The sequence below is a fragment of the Streptomyces sp. NPDC049887 genome, assembly GCF_040656535.1.
Lineage (GTDB): Bacteria > Actinomycetota > Actinomycetes > Streptomycetales > Streptomycetaceae > Streptomyces.
Genome location: NZ_JBFAMM010000002.1, coordinates 428,380 through 449,779, shown reverse-complemented (window position 1 = coordinate 449,779; position 21,400 = coordinate 428,380). Strand labels below are relative to the sequence as shown.

Annotated in this window: 15 protein-coding genes; 13 read left to right on the top strand and 2 right to left on the bottom strand. The window is 74.3% G+C overall.

Annotated elements, in window-relative coordinates; all coding sequences use genetic code 11:
• The first annotated feature begins 246 nt into the window (after positions 1 to 246).
• From AB0J10_RS04145 to AB0J10_RS04100, 10 genes are all read left to right on the top strand, one after another.
• Entirely contained in the window at positions 247 to 1,203 is a 957-nt protein-coding gene (locus tag AB0J10_RS04145) for a hypothetical protein (RefSeq protein ID WP_363057551.1), read from the top strand.
• Positions 1,204 to 1,207: 4 nt separating this feature from the next.
• Positions 1,208 to 3,700, top strand: coding sequence for a TOMM precursor leader peptide-binding protein (locus AB0J10_RS04140; RefSeq protein ID WP_363057549.1), 2,493 nt, complete (start codon positions 1,208 to 1,210; stop codon positions 3,698 to 3,700).
• Complete coding sequence (locus AB0J10_RS04135; protein ID WP_363057547.1) at positions 3,690 to 5,915, top strand: TOMM precursor leader peptide-binding protein; 2,226 nt, start codon at positions 3,690 to 3,692, stop codon at positions 5,913 to 5,915. Before AB0J10_RS04140 ends, AB0J10_RS04135 begins: the two co-directional genes overlap by 11 nt.
• Positions 5,916 to 5,960: 45 nt before the next feature.
• A complete protein-coding gene (locus tag AB0J10_RS04130; protein ID WP_363057545.1) occupies positions 5,961 to 7,664 on the top strand; it encodes a nitroreductase family protein in 1,704 nt (567 codons plus the stop codon).
• A gap of 3 nt (positions 7,665 to 7,667) precedes the next feature.
• Positions 7,668 to 10,535, top strand: coding sequence for a lantibiotic dehydratase (locus AB0J10_RS04125; RefSeq protein WP_363057543.1), 2,868 nt, complete (start codon positions 7,668 to 7,670; stop codon positions 10,533 to 10,535).
• Positions 10,532 to 11,770, top strand: coding sequence for a lantibiotic dehydratase C-terminal domain-containing protein (locus tag AB0J10_RS04120; protein ID WP_363057541.1), 1,239 nt, complete (start codon positions 10,532 to 10,534; stop codon positions 11,768 to 11,770). Before AB0J10_RS04125 ends, AB0J10_RS04120 begins: the two co-directional genes overlap by 4 nt.
• Positions 11,767 to 12,966 carry a M50 family metallopeptidase gene (locus AB0J10_RS04115; RefSeq protein WP_363057539.1) on the top strand — a complete coding sequence of 400 codons (1,200 nt, stop codon included), beginning with the start codon at positions 11,767 to 11,769 and terminating at the stop codon, positions 12,964 to 12,966. Before AB0J10_RS04120 ends, AB0J10_RS04115 begins: the two co-directional genes overlap by 4 nt.
• A 41-nt stretch (positions 12,967 to 13,007) precedes the next feature.
• On the top strand, positions 13,008 to 13,937 hold the full coding sequence (locus AB0J10_RS04110; RefSeq protein ID WP_363057537.1) for an ABC transporter ATP-binding protein: 930 nt from the start codon (positions 13,008 to 13,010) through the stop codon (positions 13,935 to 13,937).
• 127 nt (positions 13,938 to 14,064) lie between these two features.
• Positions 14,065 to 14,817 carry an ABC transporter permease gene (locus tag AB0J10_RS04105; protein WP_363057535.1) on the top strand — a complete coding sequence of 251 codons (753 nt, stop codon included), beginning with the start codon at positions 14,065 to 14,067 and terminating at the stop codon, positions 14,815 to 14,817.
• Positions 14,814 to 16,778 carry a TOMM precursor leader peptide-binding protein gene (locus AB0J10_RS04100; protein ID WP_363057533.1) on the top strand — a complete coding sequence of 655 codons (1,965 nt, stop codon included), beginning with the start codon at positions 14,814 to 14,816 and terminating at the stop codon, positions 16,776 to 16,778. Before AB0J10_RS04105 ends, AB0J10_RS04100 begins: the two co-directional genes overlap by 4 nt.
• Before the next feature lie 197 nt (positions 16,779 to 16,975).
• Here AB0J10_RS04100 and AB0J10_RS04095 read toward each other — a convergent pair whose 3' ends face one another.
• A complete protein-coding gene (locus AB0J10_RS04095) occupies positions 16,976 to 17,152 on the bottom strand; it encodes a thiazolylpeptide-type bacteriocin (protein WP_017948544.1) in 177 nt (58 codons plus the stop codon).
• Positions 17,153 to 17,374: 222 nt separating this feature from the next.
• Between AB0J10_RS04095 and AB0J10_RS04090 the strand changes: the two genes are divergently transcribed.
• Together AB0J10_RS04090 and AB0J10_RS04085 are read left to right on the top strand one after the other, a co-directional pair.
• Positions 17,375 to 18,607, top strand: a complete 1,233-nt coding sequence (locus AB0J10_RS04090; protein WP_363057530.1) for an amidohydrolase — start codon at positions 17,375 to 17,377, stop codon at positions 18,605 to 18,607.
• Positions 18,604 to 18,861: a hypothetical protein gene (locus AB0J10_RS04085; protein WP_363057528.1), complete on the top strand. Its 258-nt coding sequence runs from the start codon at positions 18,604 to 18,606 to the stop codon at positions 18,859 to 18,861. Before AB0J10_RS04090 ends, AB0J10_RS04085 begins: the two co-directional genes overlap by 4 nt.
• Positions 18,862 to 19,067: 206 nt before the next feature.
• On the opposite strand, the gene AB0J10_RS04080 is transcribed toward AB0J10_RS04085, so the two are convergent.
• Positions 19,068 to 20,054, bottom strand: a complete 987-nt coding sequence (locus AB0J10_RS04080) for a helix-turn-helix transcriptional regulator (RefSeq protein ID WP_363057603.1) — start codon at positions 20,052 to 20,054, stop codon at positions 19,068 to 19,070.
• A gap of 527 nt (positions 20,055 to 20,581) precedes the next feature.
• On the opposite strand from AB0J10_RS04080, the gene AB0J10_RS04075 reads away from it, so the two are divergent.
• Positions 20,582 to 21,028 carry an SRPBCC family protein gene (locus AB0J10_RS04075; RefSeq protein WP_363057526.1) on the top strand — a complete coding sequence of 149 codons (447 nt, stop codon included), beginning with the start codon at positions 20,582 to 20,584 and terminating at the stop codon, positions 21,026 to 21,028.
• Positions 21,029 to 21,400: the final 372 nt, after the last annotated feature.

Below are 21,400 nucleotides of genomic sequence, written 5' to 3'. Positions count from 1 at the left end.
GTGCCCGGTACCGGCGGCGGTACCGGGCACACGAAAGCCGGCGACGGCGTGGTGCCCGCGGCGCGGTCGGCGGCTCCGGCGCCCGGGCCGTCGGGAACGCCCGCGGCCGGCGGGCCGTCCGTGCTCCCCGGTACGTCGGCAACGAGGCGTCGGGTGCCGGGCCACGGGGACGGGGGGCCGCTTCCGCCACCGTCCCCCCGGAGCGCGTCCCCCGTCCACGCGCCGCGCGGGGACGGCGCACTGGTCGTGCCCGTACCACCCGTTCCGGCGTTCACGGGCCGGGCCTCCGAGACCGCGGCCCTCAGCGGGCGCCTCGCCGGGCGGGAGGGACACGAGACGGCGACCGTCGTGGTGTCCGGGGCGCCCGGGATCGGGAAGACCGCGCTCGCCCGGCGGGCGGCCCACCTCGCGGAGAACCGGTTTCCCGGCGGGCGGTACCTCGTGCGCATGGTCCGCCCCGACGGTGTGCCGCTCACCGCACGCGAGGTCACGGCCGAGGTCACGGCCGCGGTGGGAGAGCCGCACGCCCGTGGCCGGATCCTGCTCGTCCTCGACGACGTCCTCGACGGTGACCAGGTGCTGCCCCTGCTGCACACGCGCCCCGACGCCACCGCCCTCGTCACCAGCAGAAGAGGACTCGCCGGGCTGATCGCCGCGCACGGCGGCTGGGTCCAGCGCCTCGGCCCGCTCACGGAGGGCGAGTCGTACGATCTGCTGAGGATCGCACTCGGCAGCGATCGGGTGGGCGCGGAACCCGATGCCGCCCGCGCCCTGGCCGACGCCTGCTGCCACCATCCGCTCGCCCTCAGGATCGTCACGGCACGTCTGCTCACCCGCCCGGCGCTGCGGCTCGCCGACTGCGCGGAGTGGCTGTCCGGAGACCCGCTTGCCCGGCTCTCCCTGCCCGGCTCACCGCACATGTCCCTCCGGCAGGTGCTCGACGCGGCGCTCGGCCGGCTCGACGCGGAGGCCGCCCGCGCCTTCCTGCGCATCGGCGCGCACACGACCGGCGGACTCCACGCCTGCGACGGCGCCGCGCTGCTCGGTCTGCCCCCGCGCGAGACCGAGGACCTTCTCGAACGGCTGGCGGACGCCGGACTGCTCGAAGAGGGGCCGCCCGGCCCGTACCGCATGCACGACCTCCTGCGCCTCTACGCCCGCGGCAGCGACTCGCCGTCCGTCCGTCCCACACAGAAGGTGTGACGCCATGCCCACCGACGTCATCGAAGCAGACGACGCAAGAGAAGCCGGTTCCACGAAGAAGGGCGCAGCCCCGGTGGCGAACGCGGCATCAGCGGATGCGACGGGATCACCGGGCGGAGCGGGGACGCCCGAAGGCGCCGGCCCCGCCGAAGGCGCGGGGACGCCCGACGGCGCCGGGGCGTCCGACGGAACGGGCGCCGACGCGGGGGTCGGCGGGGGAGGCAACGCTCCGGAGGGATCCCGCGCGGGCCGTACGCCGTTCGACGCACTCGCCGCCACCCGCCCCCGGATCCGCCGCGACGTGCTGTTCACCGAGACCCCGGGCGGCGTTCTCTTCCACAACGCCGACGGCGGCTTCCATCTGACCGGCCGGACCGCCTACCGGTTCGCGTCGCTGATGGTGCCCCACCTCACCGGCGACCACAGCCTCGCCGAGCTGTGCACGGGATTCGGCGCCCCGCAGCGCGGGATGGCGGCCGAACTGGTCAGGACCCTCTACGAGCGCGACTTCGCACGGGACGTACCGCTCACCGACGACGACCCGGGAAGCGGGCCTGGCGAGGCGGCCGTACGTCGCTACGCCACCCAGATCGCCTACGTCGACCACTACACCGACCGCGCCCCCGAGCGCTTCCGCCGCTTCCGGGACACCGCCGTCGCGGTGCTCGGCGACGACGCGGTCGCCCGCTGGTGCGCCCTGAGCCTGGTCCGCAACGGCTGCGCCAGGATCGCCCTCGCCGCTGACTTCCCCGAGGTGGCCGCGGAAGCGGCGGAAGCCGTCGACGACGGTTGTCCGGTGCGCACCGATCGGCTCCCCGCCGAGCCCGAGTGGCCGGAACTCGCCGACTACGACACGGTCGTGGTCACCGGGGCGGGTGCCGCGAGGCGTGTCCACCGGCTGCTGGCCGCCGGCGTCCCCGAGGGCAAGACCCTCGTTCCCGTGTGGACGTTCGGCGAACTGGCCGTCACCGGCCCGCTCGCCACCGCGGGTTCCACCGGGTGCTGGTCCTGCGCCCTGCTGAGGCTCGGAGCCAACCACGACGCCGGCGCGGCCGCCGCTCTCTGGAGCGAGGTGGCGGGCGCCGCGGCCGAACCCGGTCGCCCCGCCGGGGAGGGGCCGCTCGACGGACCCGTCGCCGCCATGACGGGGAATCTGCTCGCCTACGAGATCTTCCGCATCGCCACCGGTGCCCTGCCGGCCGAGACGGAGCGGCAGGTCCTGCTCCAGAACCTCCAGTCCCTCGACGTCGTCGCCGAGCCCCTGCTGCCCCACCCCCGCTGCTCGCTGTGCGGCCCCGGGAGGGCGCGGCCCGGCGCCCGGACCGCCGGGGTGAGCGCCCACGGCCTCCCGACCGGCAGCAGGCCGGAGACGACCTCCGAACCGCCCTGCGTGCTCTCCGTCCCCACCACCGCGAGCGTGGAGACCGCGCGGGACGCCGAGGACACCGTCGACGCGCTCAACCGCACCAGCACGGCCCTCGTGGGTGCCTTCGCCGGGGTCTTCGCCCGCTTCGACGACGAGACGCTCACCCAGACCCCGCTCAAGGCCGCGCGTCTCGAGCTGGCCCTCGCCCCGGGCGAACGCCGCACGATCGCCGCCTTCGACGTGCACCACCTCGCCGGGGCCCGGACGCGGGCACTGCGCCTGGCGGCCGAGACATACGTCGAACACGTCGTTCCGGTACGGCTCCTGGCCGGCGCCGGTGCGGACCTGCCCGCCGTGGCACCGGCCGCCCTCACCACCGGGGCCGGCACCGCGACGGCGTCCGAGGTCGCCGCCTGGGTTCCGGCCGCGTCGCTGCTCACCGGTGCACGCGTGAGGGTGCCGGCCGCCGCCGTACGGCCCTTCGGCCCGTACAACCGCGAGCGGATCGTCCTCGCGACCTCCGCCGGAGCGGGCTCCGGCGGCACCGACGGAGAGGCGGCGGGAAGCGGTCTGCTGTCGGCGGTCGCCCACGACGCCCTGCTGTGCGCCCTGCGCGGGACGGCCCGGACCGCGACGGTTGCACCGGACGACGACCCCGAACTCGTCTTCCTGCTCAAGTCCGCGGTCAACCTGGGAATCGAGGCGCACCTGCTCGACCTGGGCGAGGACGCACGCACCGGCTGCGCCGCCGTGCTCGCCCGCGAGGCCGGCGGACCGGCCGCGCGCTGGGCCGTCGCCGCCGGCCTCTCCCGCAGGGAGGCGTGCTGCGCCGCCCTGCGGGATCTGCTGGGCGCGGTGCAGTTGACCGCCGACGACTCCGGGTGCGCGGTCGACACCGGCGATCCGCTCGTCCCCGAACTGGCCGCGGGCACCCTCACCGTCACGGACGGGCCCGTACCGGCCGACGCCCCCGGTACGACGTTCGACACCGTCCTCGACCGGCTGCGGGCGGGCGGCCGGGACGCGCTGTACGTCCCGACCACCCCGGCCGACCTGCCGGCGGGCGGCATCGCCACCGCACGTGTACTGCTCACTCGGGGCGGCCGGGGAAGCGGCACCGATGCACGCTGACACCAACACGCCCGCGACGGTCGTGAGGGCGTCCACGACAGCCGTGCGGAAGTCCGCGCCCGCGACCGCGGCGGCCGCGATCCCGGCCACGACCGTGCCCGCTGCGTCGGAGTCCCCGATCCCGACCGCGACGGCCGCGACCGCACCCGCAGCCGTTCCGCCGGACTCCCCGGCCGCGGCCACGGCCCGCGACCGGTCCTGCGCGGAACTGGCGTACCTCCTGGGCCCCGCGCTCGCCCGGCACGGCATCCGTGCTCGGCTCGACGTCGCCGCGCTGGGCGTGCGCGACGCCTTCGCCCCGGCCGTGACCGACGTGGCCGGGCGGGACGCCGCGCGCACGACGACCGGAACGGCGGAGCCGCGGACGGTGGCCGGGACGGACGACTCCCGTGCCGTGCCGGGGCCCGACCGTCCCCGTGCCGCCCGGACCGAACCCCCGGTGCCCGTAAGGCTGTACGGCCACCACGCCGTCGTCGGGCCTCTCGGCGACGGCCGTGACGGGGAGTCACGCCGCCCCTGCGCACACTGCCTGGAGCGGCGCTGGCAGGCCGTACGGTCGGTGGCCCTGCGGGAGGCGCTGGAACTGGGCTCCGGCACCCGAGCCGGTGGCCGGCTCCCGTACGTCACGCCGTTCGCCGCGGACGCGCTCGCCGCCCTGGTCGCGGGCCTCGTCGCCGGTGCCGGTCCCCGTACCGGCATCTTCCCTCCGGTGCACCTCGTGGACCTGAGATCCCTGACGGTACGTCACTACCCACTGGTGCCCGATCCGGAGTGCCCACGCTGTGCGCTGCCGGAGGAGGACACCCCGGAGGCCGCCGCCCTCGCCCTCCTTCCCGCTCCCAAGGTCCGGCCGGGCAGCTTCCGGGTCCGCGACATCGGCGACTACGACCTGGCCGTCGAGCCGTTCGCCAACCCGCTCTGCGGCGCGCTCGGGCCGTCCGTCGTCCACGACGTGTCGTCCACGTCCACCTCCGCCACCATCGGCTGCTTCTCCATGCGGTCCGGCGACTACCTCCGCGAGACCTTCTGGGGCGGGCACGCCGACAGCTTCGGCCACAGCGTCCGCATCGGCGTACTGGAAGGGCTGGAGCGCTACGCCGGGATGCGCCCGCGTGCCAAGCGCTCCCGTGTGACGGGCTCGCTCGACGGGCTGCGGGCCCGCGGTGCCCACGCCGTCGACCCACGCGTGTGCGGGCTCTACTCCGACGACTTCCACCGTGGCAACCCGAGGGTCAGACCGTTCACCCCCGACCGCGAGATCCCCTGGGTGTGGGGCTGGTCGCTGCGCGACGAGCGCCCCGTCCTGGTGCCCGAGGTGCTGACGTACTACCACGCGCCCGGCCTGGAGAACCGGTTCGTCCAGGAGAGCTCCAACGGCTGTGCCTCCGGCGGCTGTCTGGAGGAGGCGATCTACTTCGGGCTCATGGAGGTCGTCGAGCGGGACGCCTTCCTCCTCACCTGGTACGGGCAGGCGCGCCTCCCGGAACTCGACCCCCGCACCAGCACCCGCCCCGCCACCCGCGACATGGTGGAGCGGCTGGAGATGTACGGGTACGAGGCCCGGTTCTTCGACACCCGCATCTCCTTCCCCGTGCCCGTCGTCACCGGCGTCGCCGTACGGCACGACGGCGGACCCGGCCGGATGTGCTTCGGCGCGGGCGCCGGGCTCGATCCCGAGGCGGCGCTGGCCGGAGCGCTGTGCGAGATCGCCACCGACGCCGTCAACCTCCGGGGCCGCACCGAACGCGACGAGCCGCGACTGCGTGCCATGACCGAGGACTTCGACCGGGTCGCCGCCCTCCACGACCACCCGCTGGCCTACGGCATCCCGGAGATGGGACGCCATGCCCACTTCCTCCTCGGCGAGCCGGGCGAACCCCGCCCGCCCCTGGTCCCGATGGGGGAGCTGTACGGGGACGGCTCGGTGCCGCCCGTCTCCGACGATCTGCGCGACGACCTCGTCCGGTGCCTCGACGCGGTCACCGGAGCCGGATTCGACGTGGTCGTGGTGGACCAGACGATGCCCGAGCAGCGCCGGCTCGGACTGCGCACCGTCAGCGTCCTCGTACCCGGCCTGCTGCCCATCGACTTCGGCTGGAGCCGGCAGCGCGCCCTCGGCATGCCCCGGATGCGCACGGCCCTGCGGGAAGCCGGCCTGCGGGCACACGACCTCACCCCCGCCGACCTCAACCCCGCGCCGCACCCCTTCCCCTGACCGGGCCCGGCCCGGCACCCCACGACCAGGAAAGTAGGGCACACCATGGGGTACGCCCATGACTACGCCGCCGCCATCATGCGGAGGGGCAGGGTCCCCATGCCGCCGGCGGACTTCGTCCCGGACTGGGCGGACGGCCCGCGGAAGACCAAGTTCTATCCGGGCGCCGACACCGTGCCGCTGCCCGGCCACACCATGCCGTCAGGAGCGACGGTCGGCCGCGGACTGGCCACGGCCCATGACGGCCCCGAGCGAGCGTTCGACCTGCCGGCCCTGTCCGGCATGCTGCGGGACTCCTACGGTCTCACTGGGCGCCGGCTCGGCGTCCAGGCGAACACCGACCTCGGCGCGCTGCCGTTCCACCCGCTCGCCAACTGGTCCCGGGGCACCGCGTCCGGCGGCGGCCTCTACCCGGTCAGCATCTACTGGGTGTCCGGGCCGAGCGGCCCCCTGCCGCCCGGTGTGCACTACTACGCGACCCGGCACCACGCCATGCAGCGCCTCCTCACCGGCGACGTCTCCGGTGAGGTGCGCGAGGCACTCGGCGAGCCGGCGCCCACCACGCCGGGGGTTCCCACCCCGCCGGTGGAGCCGGGCGCGTCCGCCGCGTCCCCCTCGTCCGCCCCACCGGGCGAGCCCGCAGCCACCGGCGGACCCGCGTCCGCCACCGAACGGGCCGCCGGGACGGACCAGTTCCTGGTGCTCGGCGTCAAGTACTGGCAGAACGCGTTCAAGTACAACTCCTTCTCCTTCCACGCCGTCACGATGGACGTCGGCACCGTGGTGCAGACATGGCGGATCTGGGCCAGGGCGCAGGGTCTCTCCGTCGAGCCGCTGATGTGGTTCGACGAGCAGCGGCTCGCCCGGCTGCTGGGGGTCCGCACACAGGACGAGGGAGTGTTCGCCGTCGTGCCGCTGCGCTGGCAGGGCGCGGGGGCCAGGCCCGCGCCGCCGGCGGCCACGGCGGCCGTCCGCCGCCGCGACCACGAACGCTCGCGCACCGTCCTCGCCTTCGACGCCGTGACGCGGATGCAGGAGGCGACGGAGGAGCACGCCGCCCGGCGGCCGGCGGCCGGGGCGCTCGCCCCCGCGGCCGCGCCCGTCCCCGGCCCCGGGCTGCCTGCGGTCCCGCTGCCCGCGCCGCTGCCGCTGGACGCCGACGTGCGCACCGCACTGCGCGACCGCCGCAGCAGCTTCGGCCGTTTCGACTCCGGACGGCCCCTGAGCGCCGAACGCCTGGCGTCCTGCCTGGCGGCCGCGGCCGCCGGCGCGTCCCTCGGCGGTGACACCGGCACCGGTACCACCCCGATCGCCGGTCTGTACGCATTCGTCGGCCACACCGAGGGCATCGCCCCCGGCACCTACTCCTACGACGCGGCCGCACACACCCTGCGGCTGCTGAAGGCCGGGCCTCCCGGCACCTTCCTCCAGAAGAACTACTTCCTGGCCAACTACAACCTGGAGCAGGCCGGCGCGGTCCTCGTGCCGACCGTCCGCACCGGTGCCGTCCTCGACGCCGTCGGCGACCGCGGCTACCGCATCGCCAACGCGGTGGTCGGCGCGATCTCGCAGAGCGTCTACACCGCTGCCTCCGCCCTCGGCGTCGGCTGCGGCGTCGCGCTCGGCTTCGACAACATCTCGTACGTCGAGGAACTCGGCCTCGAACGCACCGGGGAGGCACCCCTGCTGATCATGATGCTCGGCAACGAGCGGCCAGGCCCGGCCGACTTCCGTCACGAGATCGCCTGACCGATGAGCACCGGAAAGGTGGGGACCACGATGCCGTTCATGCTCCGCGTCGCCGGGCTGCCCGTCGACAGCGTGCGCCGACTCCGCTGCCCGGCGAGCCGCCGCTGGGCCGACGACGTGCTCACCGAGACCGAGCGACTGGCCGTCGAGGGTACGCGCCTCGGCGGTCTGCTGCACGGGCTGATCGGCCACAACGAGGACGAGTCGTCCAGGCGCCTGCTGCTCGCCGTGCGCCGTGCGGTGTTCAACAACCGGCTGCCCAGGGAAGCGGACCTCGCGCTCGCGCAGGTCCGCGCACACGACCCGGACACCGCGCGGATGCTGGAACGCTGGCTCGGCGACCGCCGGGCTCTCGACGGCCGCAGGGCCGAGGGCGCCGCACTGCTCGCCCGGGAGACGGGCCGTGCCCGGGCAGCCCTCGGCCGGCTGGCGGGGGAGCCTCGGCTGCGCGGCGGTCTGCTGCTGGCGTCGCCCACGCTGGACGCCCAACTCGACGACTGGCAGCGCCGGCTGGCCGACGATCCGGACCGTGCGCCGGGGAAGAGGGACCGCAAGATCGAGCGCTCCCTGCTGGCCTACCTGTACCGCACGGCATGCAAGACGAGCCCGTTCAGCACGTTCACCGGGGTGGTGCCGGGGGAGTTCACGGCGGACGGGACGGGAGCGGGCGGGATCCGGGCGGGTGGCGAGGACCCCGCGCGGCGATCCGGCGAGCGTGCGGCCCGGGAACGCGGCGAGGGGGCGGCCCCGTACCCCGGTGACCGTTCGGTCCCGCGTGCGGCCGCCGGTCGCGGCCCGCGCGGTGACGACCGTCCGTTCCCCTGCGCCCACGACGCACTGGCCGTCCGCGTCGACGACGAGTGGACCGGCCGCGCCCGGCTCAACGTGGCAGCTCTCGGCCGGCTCGCCGAGGCGGTCACCGCCGACCCCGCCCGGCGCGCCGATCTGCCGCTGGCCCTCGCACCCGGCTGGGGCCGCGTCGGTGACCGGGTGCGTTACGTGCGCCGCTGGACCACCTCCGGCGAGGAGGACACCGCCGTCACCTTCGACGCCGTCCAGGACCGGTTGTTCTTCCTGCGCCGCAGCGGCACCCTGGAGCGGCTCATCGCGCTGCTCGAGGACCGCGGCAGCCTCCGCCACGGCGAACTCGCCGCCTGGCTGGCCACCGACCGCGGCGCCACCGCCGCCGAGGCCGAGCAGTACCTGACCGCCCTCCTCGACATCGGGATGGTCCAGGTCCCGGGGCTGCGCACCGGCGTCCACGACACCGATCCGCTGCGGGCCTTCCAGGACTCGCTCCGCACCCTCGGCAGCGACTGGGCCGCCGAGCTCGCCGGCCGTCTCGGCACACCGCTCGCCCGCCTGGACGGCTTCGCCGCCGCCGCACCGCGCGACCGCCGCGAACTGCTCGAAGGGCTTCGGGAGGACCTGCGGACCGTGCAGACGGAACTGGGCGCCACGCGCGGCAGGGTGCCGCAGACGGTGCTGTACGAGGACGTCGCCGCCGGCCGGGAGGTACGCCTGCCCCTCGATGTCTGGACGCGGTCCGTGACCGGGGCACTGGAGGCCGTCGAACGCGTCCTGCCCGCCTTCGACCTCACCCTGCCGCAGCGCATCACCTTCAAGGGCTTCTTCGTCGCGCGCCACGGCCGCGGCGGACGCTGCGACGACCTGCTGAAACTCGTGCACGACTTCCACGAGGACTTCTTCGACCAGTACATCTCGTTCACCTCCCGGCGCACCCCCTTCGACTCCGAGGGACGGTACGTCCCTGAGGAGAACTGGCTGGGACTGCCGCAGCTCAAGACGCTCGACACCGCACGGCAGGCCTTCGCCGAGGGGATGCTCGCCCTGTGGGACAACCACGAGGGCGACGGCGACCTCGTCGTCGGGGAGACCCTGCTCGCCGAGGTCGCCGCTGAACTCGAGCCGATCACACCGCCGTTCATGCCGCTGAGCCATCACGTCCAGCTCGCCGTCCCCAGCGGCGGTGAGCCGCTGGCGGTGCTCAACCGGTCCTACGGAGGCGTCTCGTTCCCGTTCAGCCGCTTCGCCCACGGCTTCGAGGGACTGGAGGAGCGTCTGCTGCACCGCGCCGGCGAACTCTGCCCGGACGGCGCCGTGCTGGCGGAGGTCACCGGCGGTCCGGTGACCAGCAACCTCAACCTCCACGGCCGGCTGACCGAGTACGAGATCGTCTGCCCGGGCGAGAGCGCCGGCCCGGCCGGGCCGTACGGCCTCCACCTCGACGATCTGCATCTGGTGCACGACGAGGGCGAGGACCGGCTCGTCCTGCGGTCCGCCCGGCTCGGCCGCGAGGTCGTTCCCGTGTATCTCGGCTACCTCGTACCGCTGGCACTGCCGGAGCTGCCCCGCACCCTGCTGCTGCTCTCGCCCAGCTCCATGTCCCCGCTGAACGTGTGGGGCGGCGTTCCCGAGAGCGATCCCGTCGGCGGGGTCACCCGCAGACCCCGGGTGCGGCACGGTGGCGTCGTGCTCAGCCGGCGCAGCTGGAGCGCCCCCGCCTCAGCCCTTCCGTTGCACGGCGCGGGCGTGACGCAGGAGGAGTGGTTCCTGGGGTGGCACGCGTTCCGGCGCGTTCACGGACTGCCCGACCGGGTCTTCGCCACCGTCACGGACGGAGGGGCGCGCGGCGCGACCGGGGCCAAACCGCAGTACGTCGACCTCGACAGCCCGCTGTCCCTGGCCGCGTTCGAGGGCACGCTCAGGACGTCGGAGGCCCGTGTGGTCCTCCGCGAGATGCTGCCCGACGAAGGCGGACTGCACGTGTCGTCCGCGCGGGGCCGCCATGTCGCCGAACTGGCCGTGGAGACCACGGTCGTCCCCACCCGACCGAAGGGACGACGATGAGCACGACCGCCGCCGGCCGGCCCCCCTCCGACAGCGAACGGCCCGTCCCCGGTTACGGGGACCCCTCCGTCACGGGTCCCGCCTCCGCGTCCGCACCGGGCCCGGTGCCCGGCCTGCCGTCCGGCCCGGTGCCCGGCGGGGGCGCGGTCCTCCCCGGTGCCCCGGCCGTCGCGGGCCCGCTGTCCGCCGGGGCCCCCGCGTCCGCCGCGGCCCACGACTGGCAGGCCACCCACGTCTTCTACGCCGCCAACCCCCGGCCCATGCTCCTCCAGTGCATCCGGCCGCTGGTGGCGGAGCTGGAGGCCGACGGGCTGATATCCGGCTGGTTCTTCATCAACTACTGGCTGGAGGGACCGCACGTCCGACTGCGGCTGAAGCCCTCGTCGGAGGCGACCGCGGCGGAGGTGCGGCGCCGTACCGAGAAGGCCGTGGACGCCTTCCTCGCCGAGCGCCCCGCCCTCTACGAGGTCGACTCCGGTTTCCTCAACGACTTCTACAACACGCTGTTCGACATCGAGTTCCCCGGCGCCGAGCGCGGTCACTACACCGACGCCCGGGGCCGGATGCGGCTGCGTCCGAACAACTCCCGCAGCGCGGAACCGTACGAGCCCGAGTACGGCAAGTACGGCGGGCCCGCCGGCGTCGCCCTCGCCGAATGGCACTTCCGGCACTCCAGCGATCTCGTCGTCGACGCGTTCCGTACCAAGAACCTCCATCTGCGCACGGTGCTCCTCGGCACGTCCGCGCAGCTGATGATGGTCATGTCCGGCACCTTCCTCCACGGGGACGCCGAACTCGCCGGGTACCTGGACAGCTACTACACCTTCTGGCACCGGGCCTTCCCGGGCACGGGGTTCATCGGCGGCGAGGAGTACGACCGCAACTACGCCGCCATGGCCCCCACGCTCGCGGCGCACTTCACCCGCGTGCGTGCCGCCACCCGCGACGGGGCGCCGGGCAGGCTGCCGTCGTTCCTGGCCGGGTGGGCGGAGCACTGCGCCGAACTGCGCGCCCGCGCCGAGAAGCTGGCCGCCGACGGCGACCTGGTGTTCCGCTCCTGGGACGGCGCACGCGACGAGCGGGTCACCGACCCGGCGGCCGCGCTCCCGCTGCTCCTGTCCCCATACATGCACATGACCAACAACCGGCTGCACGTCACCATCAGGGACGAGGCGTATCTCGCACACGTCCTCAGCCGCGCCCTGCGTGAGCCCGCGACCGGGGGTACGCCGTGAGCGCCCCGCCCGTACCGGCGCGCTACCGTCCCGCGCTCCGTCCCGGGGTGCTCCTCAGCGAGCCCCTGCTGCACGGACCGGACCTCGTCCACCTGATCAAGAACACCGGGAGCGGGCGGTCCTTCAAGGTCGGCCCGCGGGAGCACTTCCTGATCTCCCGGATGGACGGCACCCGGACCGTGGAGGAGATCGGGGCCGACTACGCGGGGCGGTTCGGGCGGCGTCTGGGCGACTCCCACTGGCGTTCCCTGCTGTCGCTGCTCGGCACGCGTGAACTCCTCGACGGCCGACCCGGACCCGCCGATGTGCCGGGCGACGACCCCGCACCCGGCACCGGATCCCCAGCCGCCTCCGCCGCCGGCCCACCGGCCGCGGCCGCCACCGCCGCGACCGCTCCCGTCCCCGGGCCGCGTGCTCCCCGAGGGCTGCTGAGCGGCAGCGTCCGTCTCGTCGCCGACGCGGACGCGACCGCCGCCCGGCTGCACCGCCTCACCCGGCACCTGCTCTCACCGGCCGCGCTGCTGCCGCTGCTGGCACTGGCCGTCCACATGGAAGCCACCCTGCTGCTGCGGTTCGGTGAACTGCTCGACGGCACCGCCGCCCTGTTCACCGCCCCGGCGCTCCTTCTCGCCGTCGCCACCCTGCTGTGGCTGAGCACCGCGCTGCACGAACTCGCCCACGGGGTGCTCGCACACCACCACGGCGGACGCGTGTCCGAGATAGGGCTGCGCTGGCGCCTTCCGGTGGTCATCATGTACTGCACCGTGGACGACTTCCTCCATCTGCCCGGCCGGCGGGGCAGAATCGCCACCGCCGGCGCGGGCGCCGCGGTGAACCTGCTGTTCCTCCTGCCGTTCTTCGCCGTCTGGGCGCTGGCGCCCCTGGACCACGCCACCCGGCAGGCGCTCGGTGCCCTGCTCCTGCTGGGAAGCGTGCAGGCGTTCACGATGCTCCTTCCGCTGCCTCCCCTCGACGGGTACAGGATCGCCTCCCAACTCCTCGGCGCCACCGGGCTCGCCGCCTCCACGGCCGCGTACCTGGGGCTCGTGCTCCGGCGCTCCCCGGCCGCCGCGCGCTACCCGCGGCGCGCCCGCCGCGCCTACGCCGGCTACGCCGCGACCGTCGCACTCACCCTCGTCCTGCTCGCGGCCGCCGCCTCGGCGGTTGCCCACCACTACCTCACCAATGCGCCATGACGGCTTCCGGCCGCGATCCGCTTCCACCGAAGGAGAGTTCCATGCCCCCCACCGCCGGCCCGCAGGACGGCCCGGCCGTCGTCCTGGACGCAGTCCACAAGCGCTACGGTGCCGTGCAGGCCGTCGACGGCGTGTCCCTGACCGTCCCACGGGGTGAGTTCTTCGGACTGCTCGGTCCCAACGGCGCGGGAAAGACCACCCTCGTGGAGATCATGGAGGGACAGCGCCGCGCCGACGCGGGCACCCTCACCGTCCTCGGCCACAGCCCCTGGCCGAGGAACCCGGAACTCCTCTCACGCGTCGGTGTGCAGACCCAGTCCTCCGCCTTCTTCGTCCGGCTCACCGCCCGGGAGCATCTGCGCACCGTGGCCGCCCTGTACCGCAGGGACCACGCCGCCGCCGAGCGCGCGCTGGCCTCGGTCGGACTCACCGAGCAGGGCGGTACCCGTGTCGACGACCTTTCCGGCGGGCAGCGGCAGCGTCTGGCCATCGCCTCCGCACTCGTCCACGAACCCGAGCTGATCTTCCTCGACGAGCCGACCGCGGCCCTCGACCCACAAGCCCGCAGGGCGTTGTGGCAGGTGCTGCGCGACCTCAAGGGCGCGGGCCGCACCATCGTCTACACCACCCACCACCTGGACGAGGCCGAGGAGTTGTGCGACCGGGTGGCGATCCTCGTCGACGGCCGGGTCGCCGCGCTGGACAGCCCTGGCCGGCTGATCGAGCAGGGCAGCCCCACCACCCGGCTGCTCGTGCCCGCCGAACGGCTCGACCTGGAGAGGGCCCGGCACATCCCCGGCGTCGAACGGGCCACCCTCGAGGGCGACTCGGTGGTTCTGGAGACCCTCGACGCCGGGAGCGTCCTCGCCGCAGTCGACGCCCTCGCCGGACTCCGGGGCGTCCGCACGCGCACCGCCGGCCTGGAGGACGTCTACCTCCAGCTGACCGGCGCGGCCGACCCCGGCGCCTGACCTGCCCGCGCACCGCGCCCCCACCCGCCCGGGCCGGCCCGGGCCTCCCGCCACCGCCCCTCGCTCCACCGAGCCACCGCCTCCCGCCGGCGCCGACCGCCGGCCACGAACCACGGAGACCTCCGCCATGAGCGCCTACACCGCGCTGACCACGGCCGGATACCGGGCCTACACCCGGGACCGGACCACGCTCTTCTTCACCTTCGCCTTCCCCCTGCTGTTCCTCGTCGTCTTCGGCCTGATCTTCAGCGGTCAGGCCGTCGAGCAGAGCGGCCGCCCGTACATCGACCACATCGCCCCCGGCGTACTCGCCTGGGGCGTCGGCAACGCCGCCGTCTTCGGGGTTGCGTTCGTCCTGATGCAGTGGCGCCGCGACGACATCCTGCGCCTCATCCGGATGACCCCGACGCCCGTCACCGCGGTGATCGCCTCCCGCTACGTGCTGGCCGTCGCCGTCGGAGTCGTCCAGGCCGTGCTGTTCGTCGCCGTGGCCATGCTGCCGTTCTTCGGGCTGGGCGTCTCCGGGAGCTGGCCGCTGGCGCTGCCCGTGCTCGTCCTGGGCGTCACGGCCTTCCTGATGCTGGGAGTGATCGTCGGCTCGTACGCGAAGACCCCCGAGGCCGTCGCCGCCGTCGCCAACTGCCTGATGATCCCGATGGCGTTCCTGTCCGGTTCCTTCCTCCCGCTGGACATGATGCCGGACTGGATGCAGAGCCTCTCCCGGGCGCTGCCCCTGCGCTACCTCAACGACGGTGTCTCCGGCGCGCTCACGGGCGGCGGCACCGGCGGCGTCCTCCTCGACTGCGGCGTGCTGGCCGGCTTCGCCGTGGTGCTCGGCGTCGTGGCCGTCCGGACGTTCCGCTGGAGCGACAAGGCATGACGACCGCCGCCGCGGCCCCCGCCGCTCCACCACTGGGACGGGCCACCGGCCACCTCCAGGACGCGCTCGCCGCTCGCCGTGCGGCACTCGGCGACACCGGGCTCCCCGCACCGCTCGTCGTGCCGCTCGGCGCCGCCGACGTCCTCGGCACGGGCGCCCCCGACCCGTACGCGGCCACCCGCCCCCGGGCGAACGTCCAGCTGACCGCTCGCGCCGCCCTGATCGGGCCGTGGGGCGGCGCTTGTGGACCGGCGTGCGGCCAGTGCCTCGCCATGCGCTGGCAGCGACTGCGCAGCCGCTCCGAACGGGAGGCGCTCGAACGGGGACGACGGCCGCACGGTGCCACCGCCTGGCCGCTGCTCACCCCGTACGCCTTCGACGCGGTGTGGGCCGTCTACCGGGCGGCCCTCGGCGGGCGCCTCACCCCGCCCGCCACGGCCCCGGCCGACCGCGACCTGCCCCAGGTGACCCGCGTCGACCTCGGGACCCTCGCGACCGTGACCTTCCCCCTCCTGCCCGAACCCCTGTGCCCGTCCTGCGTCGCGACGGTCCCCGAGACCGCGGACGCCGCCCGGACCACACTGCGGCCCGCCGCCAAACCGGACCCCGGCCGCTACCGGCTGCGTCCCGCCTCCACGTACGCGCTCCCCGAACAGGCGCTCGCCAACCCCGTCTGCGGGGCACTCGGCGCCCGCACCTGGATCAACCCCGCCTCGACCACCACCGCGCCCGTCGCCGGCACCAACTTCGTCCGCGGCTACGCCGGTCTCAACGACGTCACCTGGAGCGGCCAGGCCAACAGCTACGCCGCCAGCCGTACGCTGGCCCATCTGGAGGGTCTGGAACGCTATGCGGGCACCCACCGCCGCCGCGGCACCACGCCCGTGACGGCCTCGTACGACGCCCTGGTCGCCCAGGGCACCCCCGCCCTCGATCCCGCGGCCCGCGGCCTCTACGCCCCCGAGACCTATGCGAGCGACCCGCTCGTCAGCCCCTTCGACTCCGCCCGGGAGATCCCCTGGGTCTGGGGCCATTCGCTGCGCGACGACCGGCCGGTGCTCGTCCCCGCCCGCCTCGCCCACTACAGCGCCGGAGTGGCCGCCGACAACTTCGTCTTCGAGTGCTCCAACGGCTGTGCGACCGGCGGCAGTCCGGAGGAGGCGATCCTCTTCGCCCTGCTGGAACTCGTCGAACGCGACGCCTTCCTGCTGGCCTGGTACGGGCGCGCCCGGCTCACCGCGATCGACCTCCGTACCTGCCGGCGCACCGCGATCCGCGCCATGATCGACCGGGCGGCGCTGCACGGCTACGACGTCCACGCCTACGACACCACCATGGATCTCGCCGTACCCGTGGTCACCGCGCTCGCCGTCCGCCGCGACGGCGGCCCGGGGACCCTGTCCTTCGGGGCGGCGGCCGGGTTCGACCCCGAGGAGACCGTGGAGTCCGCCCTCTCCGAGGTGCTGACGTACATCCCCCACCTGCCGCACCAGGTGGCCGGGCGTCGCGGCGAACTGCTCGGAATGGCCCGTGACTACACCAAGGTCCTCCACCTCAAGGACCACGCCCAGCTGTTCGGCCTGCCCGAAATGGCGGTCCACGCACGGGAGTTCCTGGAGCCTGCCGGCCTGCTGCCGCTCGAGGCCGCGTTCCGCGACTGGACGGCCTCGGTACGGCCACGGACCGACGACCTCCGTGACGACGTGCGCTTCCTCGTCCGGCAGATCAGCGACGCCGGCCATGACGTCGTCGTCGTGGACCAGACGACACCGGAGCAGCACCGGATGGGGCTGCACACGGTCGCCATGGTCGTCCCGGGCATCCTGCCGCTCGACTTCGGCTGGTCCCGGCAGCGGGCCCTGCTGATGCCGCGGCTGCGGACCGGACTGCGGGACGCAGGGCGGCGCCCCGACGCACTGTCCACGTCGGAGGTCAAGGCCGTTCCCCATCCCTTCCCATGACGGCCCGTCATCCGCGCAGTCGCGGCCGGGGAAACGGTCCTCAGGCGCGACGGCGACGGCGCGGCCGGTGCGACATAGGCCCAGAGGCCCACGCGCCGCGGACGGCCTCTCGGACGCGAGCGGCCCCCCGCCCGGCGGGAGGGGTCCCACCGGGCGGGAGGCAGTGGTCCGTCCACGGACGGCCGGCGCTCCTGGGGTCAGGCGCTGCAGGACGTGGTGCTGGTGGTGCTGGAGCAGGTCGACGTGGAGGAACACGACGTCGAGCCGGCGAGGACGACCTCGGCGGCGTCCGAGTAGTCCGAGATCTCGAAGGTCTCGGACTCCAGCTCCAGGATCTCGTCGGCGAGCGTGGCGAGTTCGGGCTTCGGGGTCATGGGCGTCTCCCTCGGTGTGCGGGTCCGGCCGGCGGTTCCGGCGGTCTCCCCCGCACGGCCCATTGCAGCCGAACACCCTTTCACCTCACCTCGGCTGTCACTGACACCTCGCTGACACCCCGTGTCAGCGGAACACCGGACCCGTGGCGTGCGGACCGGGGACGCTGACGGGGGAGCCGCCTTCCGGTCCGTCACCACCGCACGGAGGGGCAAGGAGATCCGATGACCGCACCAGAGGTCCCGCGGGACATCCTGAGGGACGCCACCGCACTGTACGTCGATCTGCACACCCATCCCGAGCTCTCGGGCGTGGAGGCCCGCACCGCCGGGGCCCTCGCGGCCCGGCTCGAACGACACGGCTGCGAGGTCACCCGTGGCGTCGGCGGCCACGGAGTCGTCGGCGTCCTCCGCAACGGCCCCGGCCCCACGGTGGCGGTACGCGCCGAACTCGACGCGCTGCCGGTGCGGGAGCGCACCGGCCTGAGGTACGCCAGCACCGTCCCCGGCGTCATGCACGCCTGCGGACACGACCTGCACACCGCTGCGGCCGCCGGCGCCGCCGCGCTCCTCGCCGCCGACCGCGCCTCCTGGCGGGGCACGCTGCTACTCGTCGGACAGCCCGCGGAGGAGACCCTCAGCGGAGCCAGGGCGATGCTCGACGACGGCCTCTACGACCGTTTCGGAACCCCCGACGCGGTGCTCGCCCAGCACTGCGCACCGCTGCCCGCCGGGTCGGTGGCCCACGGGCGGGGCCCGCTGATGTCCGCCTGCGCCACCCTCGATGTGGTCGTCCACGGCCGCGGTGGGCACGCCGGCACCCCGCACCTCGCCGTGGACCCGGTGGTGACCGCCGCATCCGTCGTCATCCGGCTCCAGACGGTGGTGTCCCGCGAGACCGCGCCCGGCGAGCGGGTCGTGGTCACCGTCGGCTCCCTCCACGCCGGGGACCGGGCCAATGTGATTCCCTCCGAGGCCCGGCTGTCGGTCTCCGTCAGGGCGTTCAGCGACGCCTCACTGAGCAGGGTGACCGACGCCGTCCGGCGCGTCGTGCGCGCCGAGTGCGTCGCCTCCGGATGCGACCGGGAACCGGAGATCACGGTCACGGCCGCCTCGCCCGTGCTCGTGGGTCACCCGGACACGGCGCACCGGGTGCGCCGCGCCCACGAGGAGATCTTCGGGGCGCACCGGGTGAGCGACTGGCCCGGCTCGACCGCCGCGGAGGACTTCCCCCACTACGCCGCGGGCGGGGTGCCTGTCGCCTACTGGATGCTGGGTGCCACCGGCGCCCGGCAGTGGCGCGCCGCGAGGGACGGTGGCGAACCGGTGCCCGCCAACCACGCGGACACGTTCGCCCCCGACGTACGCACGGCCCTCCCGGCCGGCATCACCGCGATGGCCGGCGCCGCACGCAGCCTTCTCGGCAGTCCCGACGGACGGGAGGGCCGACAGCGATGAGCCCCGGCCGGCCGGTCTACGTCGATGTCGTGGCCGTGCGCGACGACCGCTCCGCGCCCGCGGGCGAGACCACCGTCATCCGGCTGCTGGGCCTCCTGCCGGGGCACTGGCCGTGTCTGCCCGAGGTCCGTGCCGACCGCATCCGGCTGCGGATCGCTCTCGACGCGGTCACCGATCCGCGCGCGGTCAGCAGGGCCGTCAGCCGGGCCCTGGCGGACTCGGGGTTGCGCGGCTGGTCCCACGACCGGGGCTGAACGACCGGGGCCGAACGGGCTGAACGACCGGGCCGGGGCACGACGGCCAACCGGCCCCGACGGAGCGGCCCGACGGGGCACGGACCGAGCCTGCGCGGATCGGCCCCGCCGGTCTGCGCGGACCGGACGGTACCGGCGGATCGCCCCGCCACCGGCCGGCCCCCACTGAACCGGCCGGTCCGAGGACGCCCGGCCGCGTCCCGCGGTCACACCCAGCCGCGCTCCCTCGCGAGCAGCGCCGCATGAGCCCGGTTCACCGCACTCAGCTTCTGCATGATGTCCGCGACATGGCGCCGGTACGTCCGTACCGACACGCCGAGTTCCCTCGCGCCCACCTCGTCCTTGCCCGCCGAGCACATCGACAGCAGCACCCGCCGTTCGGTGCCGGTCAACCGTTCCCCGCCGTCCTCCGGTCCGGCCGCGGCGGTCAGTTGCTCGGCCTGGGACCAGATCTTCTCGAACAGGGCGATGATGTTCGCCACCAGCCCATTGCTGCGTGCCAGCAGCGCACCCCGAGCCGTGTTGCGCGGATCCACGGGCACCAGCGCCGTATGGCCGTCGTAGACGAGGATCCGTTCGGTTATGTTCTCCGCCACCCTGATCATTGCGCCCTCCGCCACCAGCTCGCGCAGATAGCCCGCGGTCGGCGGATTGTCCAGCGCGGCCCGGAGAACGACGTTCCGAATGCGCACCCCCCTGCGCAGACAGCGCGTGTCGAGTGGCCTCGACCGGGCGATGTTCTCGGCCGACAGTTTGGTGTACGGCTCGACCGACAGGATCTCGTCCCGGGCGAAGAACGCGAGGTCCTCGATGCGGTTGCGGATGTCGTCCAGCCCGTGCAGCTGCTCTATGCCCTGCGGCGCCATCCACTCGCCCTGCTCGGCCCGCAACCCCTGGATCACGTGCCGGGCCTGCGTCACCCGCTGCAACTCCTGGTGCAGCGCGTGCAGTCGGGCGTCGGTGAGCCTGGCCACGGCGACCTCGGGATCCGCGGGAGTGATACGGCCGTCGGCGCCCGTGGGGTGGATCAGACCGAGCCGGCGCAGCCGCTCCAGGCACTGCTCCGGGTTCTGCCCCCGGCTCGGCCCGTCCGTGTGCGCGAGCGCGTGCAGGTCTTCGATCGTGGTGTCGGGATTGCGGAGAAAGTGCCGGTAGAGCCCTTCCTCCGCGGCGGACACGCCGAACACGGCCATCTCGTTCTCACGCAACTCGCCCTCGGTGTAAGAGTTCGGTCGGCCGGGAAGGGGTCGCCCCCGGCTTGGTACCACCGAAGGCTATCCCGCATACCAGGCATCTGGGCCGTCCTCGTCCCACACCCGTTCTTCCCGGTTCATGGGGGGACTTGACCGGACCGCTCGGTTCCGGGCGGTGGCCAGGCGTGCGAACCGGTGTTTCCGGCAGGTGCACCCGAACGGTGGTGCCGCGTCGTTCGGGCGCACCTGCCGGACGACGCTCCGACCTCCCGTCCCCGCGCCCGGACTCCCACCCGCACTCGCGCCCGGCACCACACCCGCAACCGCACGGCACGAGCCCCGAGCCAGAGCTGCCAGGGGTGCCGCACCGCATGCCGGCGGAACCCGCACGTCCACACCAAGGCATCGGCGGTCATCGATCTCGGCTCGCCGGGTACACGCACCGGCGGCGGGGGCAACCGGCCCGCCGCCCCGCGGCTTCGCCGGCTCCCGGCGCCGCGGGTCCGAAGCGACGAGAGGAGACAAAGATGTCGCAGGTCGAGGAATCCATCGAGGTCGACGTCCCGGTGCGCGCGGCGTACAACCAGTGGACGCAGTTCACGTCCTTCCCGGAGTTCATGGACGGGGTCGAGCGGGTCGACCAGCTCTCCGACACCCTGACCCACTGGACCACCTCGATCGACGGCGTCCAAAGGCAGTTCGACGCGAAGATCACCGAGCAGATCCCGGACGAACGCGTCGCCTGGACGACCGTCGAAGGGGAACGGCAGGCCGGAGTCGTGACCTTCCACCGTCTGGCAGAGACGAGGACCAAGGTCATGCTGCAGATGGACTTCGATCCCCAGGGCCTGGCGGAGACCGTCGGGGACAAGCTCGGCTTCGTCAGGCGGCAGGTCACCGGCGACCTGGAGCGCTTCAAGCGCTTCATCGAGGCCCGGGGTACGGAGACCGGTGGGTGGCGCGGCGAGGTGTGAGCGCGTGCGAGGCATCACGCCTCGCGGGGGAGGCGGGCCGCCGTCGCGGCCGTGAGCGGCGGCCCGCCCGCCACCCCGACCGGGAGGTTCGCTCCCGTGCCGGCCGCGACGGCGTTCGTGGCGACATGGCGAGGCGCCCGGCGGTGGCTACGGCGCCCGGCATCCGGCCGACGGCCCCTCGCGCACGAGCGTCTGATGATCGTTTCCGTGGGTCCTGCCTGCTCGGCCTGCCACCGGCCTGCGAGGCCGGGTGAGGAACACGGCCCGCCGCCACCTCGTACCGGCGGGTCCCCTGCCGTGGCCGGGCCGGGGACGAACCGCGTCGTCGGCCGTCGGAGTGATCGTGGACGGACCGCGGCGCCGCAGCGGCCG

Coding starts and splice junctions, on each gene's coding strand:
- AB0J10_RS04140 (WP_363057549.1), top strand. CDS start 1,208: ATGCCCACCGACGTCATCGAAGCAGACGACGCAAGAGAAGCCGGTTCC.
- AB0J10_RS04135 (WP_363057547.1), top strand. CDS start 3,690: ATGCACGCTGACACCAACACGCCCGCGACGGTCGTGAGGGCGTCCACG.
- AB0J10_RS04130 (WP_363057545.1), top strand. CDS start 5,961: ATGGGGTACGCCCATGACTACGCCGCCGCCATCATGCGGAGGGGCAGG.
- AB0J10_RS04125 (WP_363057543.1), top strand. CDS start 7,668: ATGAGCACCGGAAAGGTGGGGACCACGATGCCGTTCATGCTCCGCGTC.
- AB0J10_RS04120 (WP_363057541.1), top strand. CDS start 10,532: ATGAGCACGACCGCCGCCGGCCGGCCCCCCTCCGACAGCGAACGGCCC.
- AB0J10_RS04110 (WP_363057537.1), top strand. CDS start 13,008: ATGCCCCCCACCGCCGGCCCGCAGGACGGCCCGGCCGTCGTCCTGGAC.
- AB0J10_RS04105 (WP_363057535.1), top strand. CDS start 14,065: ATGAGCGCCTACACCGCGCTGACCACGGCCGGATACCGGGCCTACACC.
- AB0J10_RS04100 (WP_363057533.1), top strand. CDS start 14,814: ATGACGACCGCCGCCGCGGCCCCCGCCGCTCCACCACTGGGACGGGCC.
- AB0J10_RS04095 (WP_017948544.1), bottom strand. CDS start 17,152: ATGACCCCGAAGCCCGAACTCGCCACGCTCGCCGACGAGATCCTGGAG.
- AB0J10_RS04090 (WP_363057530.1), top strand. CDS start 17,375: ATGACCGCACCAGAGGTCCCGCGGGACATCCTGAGGGACGCCACCGCA.
- AB0J10_RS04085 (WP_363057528.1), top strand. CDS start 18,604: ATGAGCCCCGGCCGGCCGGTCTACGTCGATGTCGTGGCCGTGCGCGAC.
- AB0J10_RS04080 (WP_363057603.1), bottom strand. CDS start 20,054: ATGGCCGTGTTCGGCGTGTCCGCCGCGGAGGAAGGGCTCTACCGGCAC.
- AB0J10_RS04075 (WP_363057526.1), top strand. CDS start 20,582: ATGTCGCAGGTCGAGGAATCCATCGAGGTCGACGTCCCGGTGCGCGCG.